We start from the raw sequence: 12,801 nt of genomic DNA on the forward strand, positions 1-12,801 counted from the left end.
CCTCGATGGTCGATCCGCCTGGTGTTGGCTAGGCTGTCCGCGTACTGCAGCCCTGATGAGGGGGGTCGATTCGGGCTGGCTGGAACCCGACCAGGAGCGCCCGTGGGCCGACACAGCAGCAACGAACGACCCCAAAGGGGCTCCGCCAGGCGACCAGTGTCGCGGTCCACCGGACCAGTCCCCGTACAGCAGCAGCCGAAGCGCCGCAGCATCCGCGGAACGATGTGGTTCATCGCGGGCGGTGTAGTGCTCGTGCTCATCGTCACCGGCTGCGTCGCGTGGACCAAGAACGTGTTCAATCCGGTCCTGCCCGCCGCGGCGTGGGCGCAGACGTGCGATCCGGTCGACCTGCGAGTCGTCGCCGATCCGTCGATCGCCGACGCGCTCGCGAAGTCCGCGCAGGGCTTCGACGCGACGACTCCGTGCGTGCACACGACCGTGCGCTCCGAGAAGTCGGCCGACACGGCATCCACGCTCGCCGTCGGGGGCGACGCGAAGGCCGACGTGTGGATACCCGACTCGCCGGCGTGGGAGCCGCGCATGCAGGTGCTGTCGTGGTCGCTCATCCGCCGCGCCCCGCTCGCGGACTTCGGGCCGTCGATCGCCTCCAGTCCTCTCGTGTTCGCAACGCCGTCGGAGAACGCGGATGCCTTCAACGGGCAGAGCCTGCAGTGGAGCACCATCGCAGACGGAGATACTCCGGCGCTCCTTCCCGAGCCTGCGCAGAACGGTTCGAGCCTTGCAGCGCTCGCAGAGATCAAGGCGACGGCGAACCCGAACGACGACCTGGCCTTCTCGCGCGACATGATCGAACTCGGCAAGACCATCCCGCCGACAGTCGCCGATGCGTTCACCGATGCCGAGAACGCCTCGGCTCCCACCGTGGTCCTCACGACGGAGCAGTCGGTCGTCGCCCAGAACGAGTCATCGCCCGACCACCAGTTCTTCGCCCTCTACCCGAAGGACGGCACGGTCAGCGTGTCGTATCCGTTCGTTCGCGTGGCCGGGCCGACCACGGGTGACAAGAACAAGGACGAGCTGATCGACGCCCTCGAGCGTCAGTTCACGACGGATGCCAAGACGCTCGCGCAGGCCGGGTTCCGCACCGCGAACGCCGCGTCCGACTTCGCGGCGAAGGGTGTCGTGGCGAACGCGCCGAAGACCCGTCCAGCCCTCGACGGAGGCGCCCAGATCGGTCTGCTGCAGAGCTGGTCGGCCATCACTTTGCGCTCCCGCATGCTCGTGGTGGTCGACACGTCGGGCTCGATGGACGAGGACGCGGGCGGTCGAAGTCGCATCGCCGTGTTCCAGGACGCGGCGAACAGCATGCTCCAACTCCTGCCGCCGCAGACGGATATGGGCGTCTGGACGTTCTCCACGAACCAGTCCGGCACTCAGCCGTGGGCGCAGCAGACGCCCATTCTGCCGCTGAGCGATCCGGCGCACGCCGCCGATGTGTCACGCGTGTACGCGTCGCTGTCGGGCATGGTCAAGGGCGACACCGGACTGTACGACACCGTGCTCGCGGCGGTGAAGGCCGTGCAGAACGGCTACGACCCTCACATGGCCGACTACGTGCTCGTGGTCACCGACGGCAGGAACGACGACCCGGCCGGCGGCCTCAGCCTGCCCGACCTGCTCTCGCAGCTGAAGGCGCTGCGCAATCCTGCCAAGCCCGTTCCGGTGATCATGGTCGGAATGGGGCCGGACACCGATGTGTCGGCGATGTCGCAGATCGCGAATGCCACGGTGGGTGCCGTGTACACGGCGGAGCAGCCGCACGACATCACGAACGTGCTCGTCGAGGCGCTCGCGCAGCGCACCTGCCGCCCCTACTGCTCCTGACCGGCGCGCAGCACATCCAGCAGCCACGCCAGCTCGAAGGCGCGCTCACGCCACGAGTTGTACCGTCCGCTGACGCCGCCGTGACCTGCCGACATCTCCGTCTTCAGCAGTACTGGAGCACCGGCCTCGCGTAGCCTCGCGACCCACTTGGCCGGCTCCACGTACAGCACCCGGGTGTCGTTCAGGCTGGTGACGGCGAGGATGCGCGGGTAGGCACGGGCATCCTGCGGCACGTTCTCGTACGGCGTGTACGACTTCATGTACTCGTAGACCGACGGGTCGTGCAGCGGGTCGCCCCACTCGTCCCACTCGATCACGGTGAGCGGGAGATCGGGGTCGAGGATGCTCGTCAACGCGTCGACGAACGGCACGGCCGCCAGGATGCCGGCGAACAGCTGCGGTGCGAGGTTCGCCACCGCACCCATGAGCAGTCCGCCTGCGCTTCCGCCCTCAGCCACCATCCGGTCGGGAATGGTCCAGCCGCGCTCGACGAGGTGCTTGGCGCAGGCGACGAAGTCGGTGAACGTGTTCCGCTTGCGGGTGAGCTTGCCGTCTTCGTACCAGCGCCTGCCGAGCTCGCCGCCGCCGCGCACGTGCGCGATCGCGAACACCACGCCGCGGTCGAGCAGCGACAGTCGTGCGATGGACACGGACGGGTCGATGCTGTGCTCGTACGATCCGTAGCCGTACAGCTCGAGCGGTGCCGGCGTGCCGGGCTGGACGAGGTCCTTTCGGTAGACCAGCGAGATGGGCACGAGCGTGCCGTCGTCGGACCGCGCCCATTCGCGGCGCTGCTCGTAGGCATCCGGGTCGTAGCCGCCGAGGATCGGCTGTCGCTTCAGGAGGCGCAGCTCGCTCGAGACCGCGTCGGCGCCAGGGGTCCAGTCGTACACGGTCGACGGCGTGACCAGTGAACCGTAGCCGAGGCGCACGGTGGGCTGCTCCCACTCCGGGTTGCCGCTCGTGCCCACCGTGTACAGCGGTTCGTCGAACTCGAGCTCGCGCAGCTGTCCGTAGCCGTCCCCGGTCAGCGGTAACACCGCCACCCGGGTGAGCGCCTCCCTGCGGTACTCGACGATCACGCGCGAGGCGAACGCATCCGCCGACTCGAGGCGCACGCCGGGCCGGTGCGGAAGGATGATCCGCCGTGGTCCGGCGGGATCGGATGCCGCGACGTCCACCAGCTCGAAGTCCTCGGCGCCGTCGTTGTGCACGATGAGCAACCGGTCATCGCCGGCCACGATCGCGTGCTCCACCGAGTACTCGACGCCCTCGCGCCTCGGCCACACGACGGTCGGCGCGGCGGTCGGATCGTCCGCCGGGATGAGCCTGGACTCGCTCGTGATCGACGAGCCGATTCCCACCTCGAGGTAGCCGCGGCTGCGGCTGACGCCGATGCCGACCCAGAACCGCTCGTCCTTCTCGTGGTGCACGACCACGTCGGCGGAAGCGTCCGTTCCCAGCTCGTGCCGCCAGATCGTGTCGGGCCGCCACGCGTCGTCGACAGTGGCGTAGAACGCGTACCGACCGTCGGGGGAGAGCACGGCCCCGGCCGACGTGTTCGGCACCTCGTCACCGAGCTCGCCGCCGTTCACGAGGTCGCGCACGCGAAGCGTGTACCGCTCGTCGCCGATCGTGTCCACCGCGTACAGCAGCATCGTGCCGTCGGCGCTGACGTCGAAGGTGCCCAGCCGGAAGAACTCGTGCCCCTCCGCCTCCGCGTTGGCGTCGAAGAGCACCTGCTCGCCAGGGAGCGCTGGTGTGCCCGCGTCCACGTCGGCCACGGTCGGCGGGGTCCAGTCGTCGTCGGACGCGATCGGGGCGCGGCACTGCACGCCGTACTGCCTGCCCTCGAACGAGCGGGAGTAGTACCACCAGCGGCCCTCGCGCACCGGAACCGACAGGTCGGTCTCCTGGGTGCGTGAGCGGATCTCCTCGAAGATCCGCTCACGCAACTGTTCCAGGTGCGCGGTCTGCGCCTCGGTGTAAGCGTTCTCCGCCTCCAGGTGCGCGATCACCTCGGGGTCCTCCTTGTCGCGCAGCCACTCGTAGGGGTCCTGCACGGAGTCTCCGTGGTGTGTACGGGTGAACGGGACCCGCTTGGCGGCGGGCGCGGCGATGTCGAGACCGGGCATGCGATCCACGCTATCCGTAACATGCTCGCCACCGCGGACGACCGCCGCGACGTCGCCCGCCTCGCCGCGGTGCAGGGTCGGTAGCGTTACGTGCATGAGCATTCCGCAGCGCGTGTTGAACGATGGAACGAGCATCCCCGCGATCGGTTTCGGAACGTATCCGTTGCGCGGCGAGACGGGCGAGAGGGCCGTGGTGTCGGCGATCGAGGCCGGCTATCGGCTGCTGGACACGGCCGTCAACTACGAGAACGAGGATGCCGTCGGCCGCGGCATGCGGGCATCCGGACTCGAGCGCGCTCAGCTCATCGTGCAGACGAAGATCCCCGGACGACACCACGGGTACGACGAGACCATGGCCTCGTTCGAGCAGTCCAGGCGCGCTCTCGACGTCGAGATGATCGACGTGTACCTGATCCACTGGCCGAACCCGAGCGTCGACCGGTACGTGGAGACGTTCAAGGCGATGATCGATCTGCGCGATCGAGGGCTGGTGCGAACGATCGGCGTCTCCAACTTCACGGAGGAGTTCCTCACCAGGCTGCAGCGCGAGACCGGAGAGCTGCCTGCGGTGAACCAGGTGGAGCTGCACCCGTACTTCCCGCAGGAGCGCTTGCGCGCGTTCCACGACGAGCACGGCATCGTCACAGAGGCATGGAGCCCGCTCGGCAAGAACTCGCCGGTGCTGGAGGAGCAGGCGATCGTGGATGCCGCGGCGGCTCACGGCGTCACTCCGGCGCAGGTCATTCTGCGGTGGCACGTTCAGCTCGGATCCGTTCCTCTGCCGAAGTCGGGCAACGCCGAACGCCAGCACGAGAACTTCGACGTCTTCGGTTTCGAGCTGAGCGCCGAAGAGGTCGAGGCGATCACCGCGCTCGGCAAGTCAGACGGACGGTTGTTCGGGGGCGACCCGAACCATCACGAAGAGCAGTAGCGGGAGACGACCAAGGCGGGGGCCGGGACGATTCCCGGTCCCCGCCTTCGTCAGGAGGGCGTCAGTGAAGGCGCTCGGCGCGAACGACGTTCACGCGTCGATCGGCTTGTCGTGCTTCTCCTCGACAGTGACGGTCGGGTGCTCATCGGAGACCGCGCCGCTGGTCACCGCGATCTTGCGCGGCTTCGCCTTCTCACTGACCGGGATCGTCACGCTGAGCACGCCGTTCACGTAGTTGGCGGAGATGCGCTCGGTGTCGACTCCCTGGCCGAGGCTGAGCTGACGAAGGAATGAGCCGGACTGGCGCTCTCGCGTGATCCACTTCACGCCGTCGCCGCTCGACAGGGTCCGCTCGGCGCGGATCGTCAGCAGCTGGCCGTCGACGTCGATGTCCACCGAGCCGGGGTCGATTCCGGGCAGGTCGGCGTTCAGCACGTAGGTGTCGCCGTCGCGGTACAGATCCATCGGCATCAGCCGCGGTCCCTGCCCGCTACCGAACATGGCGCCGGCCAGCCGATCGAGTTCGCGGAACGGGTCGTAGTTGGTTGCCATCTCTCTACTCCTCCATGGTCGATCCACGATGATTCAAAGTTGAGCCGTACTGACTCAACTACGGTCAGATTAGCACTCGGCGATGGAGAGTGCCAACGATTTAGTGCCTCGGCCTCCGCTCTCGGCGAACGCGGGATGCACCCGATGCGGGATCAGAATGGAGCCATGCAGACAGCCGAGAGCCCCGACGAGATCGCACGCCGCTTCGACGAGCGTGCCGGCCAGTATGACGAGTCCGCGTTCCACCGAGAACTCGCGGAGGCCATCGTGCGATTCGCCGGCACCGGCAACGTGCGGAGCGTGCTCGATATGGCGACGGGCACCGGCCTCGTGCTCCGGGCACTACCGGAGAAGGGCATCCGCAAGGTGGGCGTCGACCTGTCTCCCGGCATGATCGCTGTCGCGCGCGGACACCTGCCAGAAGCACAGCTGATCGTGGGCGACGCCTCGATCGCACCCGAGCTCGAAGACGCCTCATTCGACCTCGTCACGTGCGTCACCGCACTGCACCTCCTGCCCAACCCGGCGGATGCCCTGCGATCCTGGCGAAGCGTGCTCGCGCCCGACGGACGCGTCGTGGTCGGCGTGTTCCGAACGGACGATGCGCGCGACGTGCCCGAGGTCGCCGAGGCGATGAGCCACGGCGAGCAGCGGCGCCCGCACGGCACGCACGACGAACTGCATGCGCGCGTCGGCACCGAGGAGGCGCTGCGAGCGCTGGCGGCGAAGTCGGGTTACCAGGTATCCAGAGTGAGCACCTGGGTGCTGCCCGAACCGCTGGAGGTGTGCTTGCTCGCGGAGCTCGTTCCCGCACCCTGAGTCGGTGCCCGCGACGCATAATGGCGGGATGATCACCACCGAGTTGGCGCGCGAGCTGCGAGACAACGGACTGGTGTGGCATCCGGCCTCCGGCGACGTCTTCGCCATCGACTCGGGCGAGTTCGACGGCGAGACGTTCACGGTGAGCGACATGACCATCGAGGCGCACGAGTTCGACACCGGCACGATCCTCGGCTTCAACGGCACGACCGAGTGGGCGCTCGACTCGGTTGCGGTCGAGAACGCAGTGTGGCTGCCGCGTGAGGACCAGCTTCGTGGCCTGCTAGGCGGCACGTTCGTCTCCCTGAGCCGTACGGATGCCGGCGACTACGTCGTCGAGACGGCCAGGGACGGCGTGCACGCCCGTTTCGACGCGACCGACGCCGAGACGGCGTACGCGCACGCCGTGCTCGCCCTGATCACGCAGGCGACGGCGGACGCCGCGACCTGACCCGGCGCTCAGCCGTCTGCGAGCGTCTCGCGGGTGATGCCTCCCACTGACGTGCACCCGGCCAGCGCCATCGTGATGTCGAACTCGGCGATCAGGTTCGTCAGCACCTCGCGCGCACCCGCCTCCCCGCCGGCTGCGAGCCCGTACACGTACGGTCTGCCGATTCCGACGGCGGAGGCTCCGAGTGCGAGTGCGACGAAGATGTCGGCGCCGCACCGCACGCCGCTGTCGAACAGCACGGGAACGCGACCGTCGACGGCGGCGACCACGCCGGGCAGGGCGTCGAGCGCGGCGATCGCGCCGTCCACCTGACGTCCGCCGTGGTTCGACACGACGACGGCGTCGGCACCCGCGTCGATCGCCGATAGTGCATCGTCAGGGTGCAGCACACCCTTGAGCACGATCGGCAGTCTGGTGATCGACCGGAGCCACGCCAGGTCGTGCCAGGTGAGCGTCGGATCGGCGAACACGTCGAGGAAGGTCTCGACCGCCGCCCGGGGGATCGCTGAGCGCAGGTTTCGAGCCAGCGACCCTGGTGCCCGCGACGACAGCTCGAGGAGCGTGCGCAGCGCGGCGGGCGTGACCTTCAGTAGCCCGCCGGTCCCTCGCCCGCCCGGCCGTCGCCCCGCAACGCGCTCCTCGACCAATCGCATGAACACCGGGTCGCTCGTGTATTGGGCGATGCCCCTGCCGCGGGCGAACGGCAGGTAGGCGAGGTCCAGGTCGCGTGGACGCCACCCGAGCAGGTGCGTGTCGAGCGTGACCATGAGGGCTTCGCACCCGGATGCCTCGGCTCGGTGCACGAGGCTCGCCGTGAGCTCTCGAGACGAGCTCCAGTAGAGCTGGAACCAGGCGGAGGTGGCAGGGGTCGCCGCCGTCACCTCCTCCATGGGCGTCGAGGCCTGGGTGGAGAGCGCCACCGGAATCCCGAGACCGGCTCCGGCTCGCGCTGCGCCGGTGTCGGCATCCGCATGCGCGAGGTCCAGCACGCCGATCGGCGCGAGGTAGAGCGGGGTCGGCCGGTGGCTGCCGAGCAGGTGGATGCCGAGGTCGCGTGCACCGACATCCCGCAGCACACGCGGCACGATGCGATGCCGGGTGAACGCCCTCCGATTCGCGGATGCCGTCGATTCCAGCCCGGCCGAGCCGGCCACATACGCGAATGCCTCCTTCGTCATCGCCCGCTTGGCGGCGCGCACGAGACGGGGGTACGACACGGGAACCGCGGGCATCCGCCCCACGACGCCGCCGAGGTAGACCTCGCTCTGCCTGACGCGCCCGACGGACGTGGAATGATCCGGCATGCCCTCAACATACGGCGAGGCGCCGCCGGAGCCGCGAAGGCCTCACCTCGTCGAGTTGACCGTGCCACCGCAGCATGTGACGATCGACGTGGTCTTAACGCACGGTGCACGACGGATGAACCTTGCCGCTGCGCCACCTCCGGCTCGCCGGGGACGTGGGAGGCCGCGCCCGTGCCCGCTATTCGAGAAAGACGTCGGTGGACCTCACCCTGATCGTCGTGCTGGTGATCGCGCTGGCGCTCTTCTTCGATTTCACCAACGGTTTCCACGACACGGCGAACGCCATGGCGACGCCGATCGCGACGGGCGCCATGCGTCCGAAGATCGCCGTCGCGCTCGCCGCCGTGCTCAACCTCGTGGGAGCCTTCCTGTCCACCGCCGTGGCGAAGACCATCTCGAGCGGGCTCATCAACGAGGGACACGGCGGCGTGCTGATCACGCCGACGATGATCTTCGCCGGGCTCGTCGGTGCCATCATCTGGAACCTCGTCACCTGGCTGTTCGGCCTTCCCTCCAGCTCCAGCCACGCCCTCTTCGGCGGCCTGATCGGTGCCGCGATCGTCGGCGCCGGCTTCGGATCGGTCGACTACGTCGTGCTGCTCGACAAGGTCATCCTCCCTGCCGTGCTGTCTCCGGTGATCGCGGGCTTGGTGGCATTCTGCGCGACCCGGCTGGCGTATGCGATCACGCGCCGGTACGACCGCCTGCCCGACGGCCGCGCCGGGTTCCGGTTCGGCCAGATCTTCTCGTCGTCGCTCGTGGCGCTCGCCCACGGCACCAACGACGCACAGAAGACGATGGGGGTCATCACGCTCGTGCTCATCTCGGCGGGCGCACTCGCGCCGGGGTCGAATCCTCCCGTGCTCGTCATCGCGGCCTGCGCGCTGGCCATCGGCATCGGCACCTACACCGGCGGATGGCGCATCATCCGCACACTGGGCAAGGGGCTCACGGATGTGAAGCCGGCACAGGGCTTCGCGGCGGAGACCAGCACAGCGGCGACCATCCTCGCCTCATCGCACCTCGGGTTCGCGCTCTCGACCACGCAGGTGGCATCCGGATCGGTGATCGGCTCCGGCCTCGGCAGACGGGGCTCCAGCGTGCGCTGGGGCACGGCCGGGCGCATCGGTCTCGGCTGGCTCATGACCCTGCCCGCCGCGGCCGTCGTCGGTGCGATCACCGCCCTCATCGGACTGCTCGGGTTCGTCGGAGTCGTGATCGATCTCATCATCGCGGTCGGCGTGATCGTGCTGATCTTCGCGATCTCCAAGCGCAACCAGGTGTCCGCGCGCAACGCGTTCGAGGGTGTCAACGAGGTGGCCGAGTCCGGCCGTGTGGTGAAGATCCGCAAGGTCAAGCCGAAGAAGCCGAAGCGGAGCGCAGCATGATCGACTGGATCTCGTTCCTGATCGTCGCGGCGGTCGCGCTGGTGTCCGCGTGCGCCGTCGTCTCGTTGTACGCGCTCGCGCTGCGGATGCTCTCCACAGCGGGCAAGGCACCTCACGTCACGCCCGCCGAGTTCACGGACGCGATCACGATCGTCACCCCCGCTGAGGCGGCGGCCGAGGCGAAGCGCATCAAGAAGGCCGCATCCCGCAGCCCGCTCACGCCCCTGCAGAAGCGTTTCGCGCTCATCGTCGCCTACACATGCTTCGTGCTGTGCGCCCTCGTCGTGCTGTTCGGCATCTACCTGATCATCCCCGCGCTACATGGGTGATTGAGGCACGCCTCAATCGGTGCCGCGCAGTCGCCCGATCGCGTTCATCAGGTGGTAGATCACGATCGCGGCGATCGTCCCGAGCACGATGCCGCTCAATTGGATGCCGCCCTTCGGGTTGCCGATCACCCACGTGAGGTTGCCGACGCCGATCACCAAAGCGACGGCCGCCGTGAACTGGTTCTTCGGCTTGGAGAAGTCCACCCGGTTGTCGAGCCAGATCTTGATGCCGACGACGCCGATCAAGCCGTACAGTGCGAGCGTTGCACCGCCGAGCACGCCAGAGGGGATCGTGTTGAGCACGGCGCCCACCTTCGGCGACAGCCCCAGCAGAATGGCGACAGCGCCTGCCACCCAGTACGCGGCCGTCGAGTACACCTTGGTCGCCGCCATCACGCCGATGTTCTCGCCGTAGGTCGTGGTTCCCGAGCCGCCGAAGAGTCCGGCCAGGGTGGTGGCGAGTCCGTCGGCGAACAGGGCGCGGCCGGTGAGCACATTGACGTCTCTTCCCGTCATCTGCGCAACGGCCCTGATGTGTCCCACGTTCTCCGCGATCAGCACGAGCACCACGGGAAGGAAGACCGGCAGCAGTCCCCAGAGCGAGGCATCCGCGAACGGGTTACCCGGCAGCGAGAACGTCGGCAGCCCGATCCAGGCGGCCTTCGCCACCGGTGCGAAGTCGACGACGCCGAGCAGCACCGCGGCGAGGTAGCCGATCACCACGCCGACGAAGATCGACATGCGGCCGAGCATCCCGCGGAACAGCACCGTGCACAGGATGATCGCGGCCAGCGTCACGATGGCCACCAGGGGCGACGTGCTGAAGTTCGAGACGGCAGTCGGTGCCAGGTTGAACCCGATCAGCGCGACGATCGCGCCGGCCACGACGGGCGGCATGAGGGCGTCGATCCAGCCGGTGCCGGTGAGCACGACGATGCCGCCGACGATGGCGAGCAGGATGCCCACCGCCAGGATCCCGAACAGCGCCCCTCCCATGCCGTGGCCGGCGGTGGCTGCGGTGATGGGCGCGATGAACGCGAACGACGAACCGAGATAGCTGGGCAGACGGTTGCGGGTGATGAGCAGGAACCCGATGGTGCCGATTCCCGAGAACAGAAGCGTCGTGGACGGTGGGAAGTGCGTGAGCAGCGGAACGAGGAACGTCGCACCGAACATGGCGACGACGTGCTGCGCCCCGATGCCGATGGTGCGCGGCCAGCTGAGCCGCTCATCCGGCGCCACGACCGTGTCGGGGCGGATCGTCTTGCCGTCGCCGTGCAGGGTCCACAGGGTCGCCATCTGGCCTCATCCCATCGCTATCGCGGCTTCGCCGCTCATTGACTCAATCGGGGAGGCCATGGAAGCGAGCTCCCACGTCCTCCGCGCAATCGCCTCTATCGCGGCTACGCCGCTCATTGACTCAATCGGGCCGGCCGTGCGAGCAAGCTCGCCCGTCCAACCCTCAATCGCCTCTAGTATTTGCTGGCAGTCGCCTGACGATATCGTCTCGACGCGTCTCGTACACACACCTCGTTCCACCCCTTCCTCTGCCCGATCGGAGAGAGCCTCCATGTCCGGAACCGCGACCAAGACCGAGCAGCAGGCTCCCGGTCGTCTCAATTCGTTCTTCGAGATCTCGAAGCGCGGATCGACCTGGTGGCAGGAGGTGCGCGGAGGCGTCGTCACGTTCGTGACGATGGCCTACATCATCGTGCTGAACCCGATCATCCTGTCGGGCAGCAAGGACGTGGCGCATCACTCGCTCGCGTTCCCGCAGGTGGCAGCGGTCACGGCGCTCACCGCCGGCGTCATGACCATCCTGTTCGGCCTGATCGCCCGGTTCCCCTTCGCATTCGCGGCCGGCCTCGGCATCAACTCGTTCCTCGCGGTCAGCGTCGTCGGCCAGGTGACATGGCCGGAGGCGATGGGTCTCGTCGTGATCGACGGCGTGATCATCGTCATCCTCTCGGCCACCGGGCTGCGGCGGCTCATCTTCGACGCCGTCCCGTACTCGCTGAAGATCGCGATCACCGTCGGAATCGGCCTCTTCATCGCGTTCATCGGGCTCGTGGATGCCGGCTTCGTCACCACCACCAAGCTCAGCTCCCCGCCCATCGGCCTCGGCGTCAACGGGTCGGTCGGCACCATTCCGACCCTCGTCTTCGTGCTCACGCTCCTGATCACCGGCATCCTCGTCGCCCGCAAGGTGAAGGGCGCCATCCTGATCGGACTCGTCTCGGGCACCATCCTCGCCGTCATCGCACAGCTGATCTGGCACCTCGGGGCTCAGCCGAAGGACGCGACGGGCTGGAATCTCAACATCCCCGAGGTGACGAACTGGGTCTCGCTGCCCGACTTCGGCCTGGTCGGACAGGTCAGCTTCGACTTCGGCAGGCTCGGTGTGCTCACCGCCGTGATGCTGGTCTTCACCCTCGTCTTCAGCAACTTCTTCGACGCCATGGGGACCATGACCGGCCTGTCCAAGGAGGCGGGGCTGGCCAACCCGGACGGCACATTCCCGCGCCTTCGCAGCGCGCTGATCGTCGAGGGTGTCGGGGCCGTCGCGGGCGGCCTCACCTCCAGCTCGTCGAACACGGTTTTCATAGAGTCAGGCGCCGGAATCGGCGAGGGTGCGCGCACCGGATTCGCCAACGTCATCACCGGCGGCCTGTTCCTGCTCGCCATGTTCTTCACCCCGATTGCGCAGATCGTGCCGTCCGAGGTCGCCGCGGCGGCGCTGGTGATCGTCGGTGCGCTCATGATGTCGCAGATCAAGAGCATCGATCTCACCGACTTCTCCGTGCTGTTACCGGTCTTCCTGACCGTGATCGTGATGCCGCTGACGTACTCGATCGCCAATGGAATCGGTGCAGGGTTCATCGCCTGGGTGGTCGTGCAGGCGTTCTCGGGCAAGGTGCGCTCGATCAGCCCGCTGTTGTGGGTGGTGGCCGCCGGCTTCGCCATCTACTTCGCCCGAGGCCCCATCGAATCCCTCTTCCCTCATTGAACCGCTGAACCTGGTCAGCTGACCAGCATTACGATGAGGC

At 67.8% G+C, this 12,801-nt stretch carries 11 protein-coding genes; 7 read left to right on the forward strand and 4 right to left on the reverse strand.

The window, feature by feature from the left end:
- Window positions 1-156 precede the first annotated feature (156 nt).
- A complete protein-coding gene (locus tag ACTHNC_RS12580) occupies window positions 157-1,845 on the forward strand; it encodes a VWA domain-containing protein (protein WP_440294948.1) in 1,689 nt (562 codons plus the stop codon).
- On the opposite strand, the gene ACTHNC_RS12585 is transcribed toward ACTHNC_RS12580, so the two are convergent.
- The gene (locus tag ACTHNC_RS12585) at window positions 1,833-3,980 is read right to left on the reverse strand and encodes a S9 family peptidase (RefSeq protein ID WP_440294949.1); all 2,148 of its coding nucleotides are present in this window, start codon (window positions 3,978-3,980) and stop codon (window positions 1,833-1,835) included. The two genes, ACTHNC_RS12580 and ACTHNC_RS12585, sit on opposite strands and share 13 nt — an antisense overlap.
- A gap of 94 nt (window positions 3,981-4,074) precedes the next feature.
- Here ACTHNC_RS12585 and ACTHNC_RS12590 point away from each other — a divergent pair, with 94 nt between their 5' ends.
- Window positions 4,075-4,911: an aldo/keto reductase gene (locus ACTHNC_RS12590; protein ID WP_440294950.1), complete on the forward strand. Its 837-nt coding sequence runs from the start codon at window positions 4,075-4,077 to the stop codon at window positions 4,909-4,911.
- 90 nt (window positions 4,912-5,001) lie between these two features.
- Here ACTHNC_RS12590 and ACTHNC_RS12595 read toward each other — a convergent pair whose 3' ends face one another.
- Window positions 5,002-5,463, reverse strand: a complete 462-nt coding sequence (locus ACTHNC_RS12595) for an Hsp20/alpha crystallin family protein (RefSeq protein ID WP_440294951.1) — start codon at window positions 5,461-5,463, stop codon at window positions 5,002-5,004.
- Window positions 5,464-5,628: 165 nt separating this feature from the next.
- On the opposite strand from ACTHNC_RS12595, the gene ACTHNC_RS12600 reads away from it, so the two are divergent.
- Together ACTHNC_RS12600 and ACTHNC_RS12605 are read left to right on the forward strand one after the other, a co-directional pair.
- Window positions 5,629-6,282, forward strand: a complete 654-nt coding sequence (locus ACTHNC_RS12600; RefSeq protein WP_440294952.1) for a class I SAM-dependent methyltransferase — start codon at window positions 5,629-5,631, stop codon at window positions 6,280-6,282.
- Window positions 6,283-6,310: 28 nt separating this feature from the next.
- Window positions 6,311-6,733 (forward strand): hypothetical protein, encoded by a 423-nt coding sequence (locus ACTHNC_RS12605; protein WP_440294953.1) that lies wholly within the window; start codon window positions 6,311-6,313, stop codon window positions 6,731-6,733.
- Between the two features lie 8 nt (window positions 6,734-6,741).
- Here the strand turns inward: ACTHNC_RS12605 and ACTHNC_RS12610 are convergent, their stop codons facing one another.
- A complete protein-coding gene (locus ACTHNC_RS12610; RefSeq protein WP_440294954.1) occupies window positions 6,742-8,037 on the reverse strand; it encodes an alpha-hydroxy-acid oxidizing protein in 1,296 nt (431 codons plus the stop codon).
- Window positions 8,038-8,234: 197 nt separating this feature from the next.
- On the opposite strand from ACTHNC_RS12610, the gene ACTHNC_RS12615 reads away from it, so the two are divergent.
- Both ACTHNC_RS12615 and ACTHNC_RS12620 read left to right on the forward strand, forming a co-directional pair.
- Window positions 8,235-9,425 (forward strand): anion permease, encoded by a 1,191-nt coding sequence (locus ACTHNC_RS12615; RefSeq protein ID WP_440294955.1) that lies wholly within the window; start codon window positions 8,235-8,237, stop codon window positions 9,423-9,425.
- Window positions 9,422-9,754, forward strand: coding sequence for a peptidase (locus ACTHNC_RS12620; RefSeq protein WP_440294956.1), 333 nt, complete (start codon window positions 9,422-9,424; stop codon window positions 9,752-9,754). Before ACTHNC_RS12615 ends, ACTHNC_RS12620 begins: the two co-directional genes overlap by 4 nt.
- A gap of 12 nt (window positions 9,755-9,766) precedes the next feature.
- On the opposite strand, the gene ACTHNC_RS12625 is transcribed toward ACTHNC_RS12620, so the two are convergent.
- Entirely contained in the window at window positions 9,767-11,053 is a 1,287-nt protein-coding gene (locus ACTHNC_RS12625) for a uracil-xanthine permease family protein (protein WP_440294957.1), read from the reverse strand.
- Between the two features lie 271 nt (window positions 11,054-11,324).
- Here ACTHNC_RS12625 and ACTHNC_RS12630 point away from each other — a divergent pair, with 271 nt between their 5' ends.
- Window positions 11,325-12,761: an NCS2 family permease gene (locus ACTHNC_RS12630; RefSeq protein WP_440294958.1), complete on the forward strand. Its 1,437-nt coding sequence runs from the start codon at window positions 11,325-11,327 to the stop codon at window positions 12,759-12,761.
- Window positions 12,762-12,801: the final 40 nt, after the last annotated feature.

This window comes from Humibacter sp. (assembly GCF_051954055.1).
GTDB lineage: Bacteria > Actinomycetota > Actinomycetes > Actinomycetales > Microbacteriaceae > Humibacter.

What these genes read in the sequence shown, in the direction of transcription:
- ACTHNC_RS12610 (WP_440294954.1), bottom strand. Translation starts at nt 8,037, where the DNA reads ATGCCGGATCATTCCACGTCCGTCGGGCGCGTCAGGCAGAGCGAGGTC.
- ACTHNC_RS12585 (WP_440294949.1), bottom strand. Translation starts at nt 3,980, where the DNA reads ATGCCCGGTCTCGACATCGCCGCGCCCGCCGCCAAGCGGGTCCCGTTC.
- ACTHNC_RS12630 (WP_440294958.1), top strand. Translation starts at nt 11,325, where the DNA reads ATGTCCGGAACCGCGACCAAGACCGAGCAGCAGGCTCCCGGTCGTCTC.
- ACTHNC_RS12590 (WP_440294950.1), top strand. Translation starts at nt 4,075, where the DNA reads ATGAGCATTCCGCAGCGCGTGTTGAACGATGGAACGAGCATCCCCGCG.
- ACTHNC_RS12620 (WP_440294956.1), top strand. Translation starts at nt 9,422, where the DNA reads ATGATCGACTGGATCTCGTTCCTGATCGTCGCGGCGGTCGCGCTGGTG.
- ACTHNC_RS12600 (WP_440294952.1), top strand. Translation starts at nt 5,629, where the DNA reads ATGCAGACAGCCGAGAGCCCCGACGAGATCGCACGCCGCTTCGACGAG.
- ACTHNC_RS12595 (WP_440294951.1), bottom strand. Translation starts at nt 5,463, where the DNA reads ATGGCAACCAACTACGACCCGTTCCGCGAACTCGATCGGCTGGCCGGC.
- ACTHNC_RS12625 (WP_440294957.1), bottom strand. Translation starts at nt 11,053, where the DNA reads ATGGCGACCCTGTGGACCCTGCACGGCGACGGCAAGACGATCCGCCCC.
- ACTHNC_RS12605 (WP_440294953.1), top strand. Translation starts at nt 6,311, where the DNA reads ATGATCACCACCGAGTTGGCGCGCGAGCTGCGAGACAACGGACTGGTG.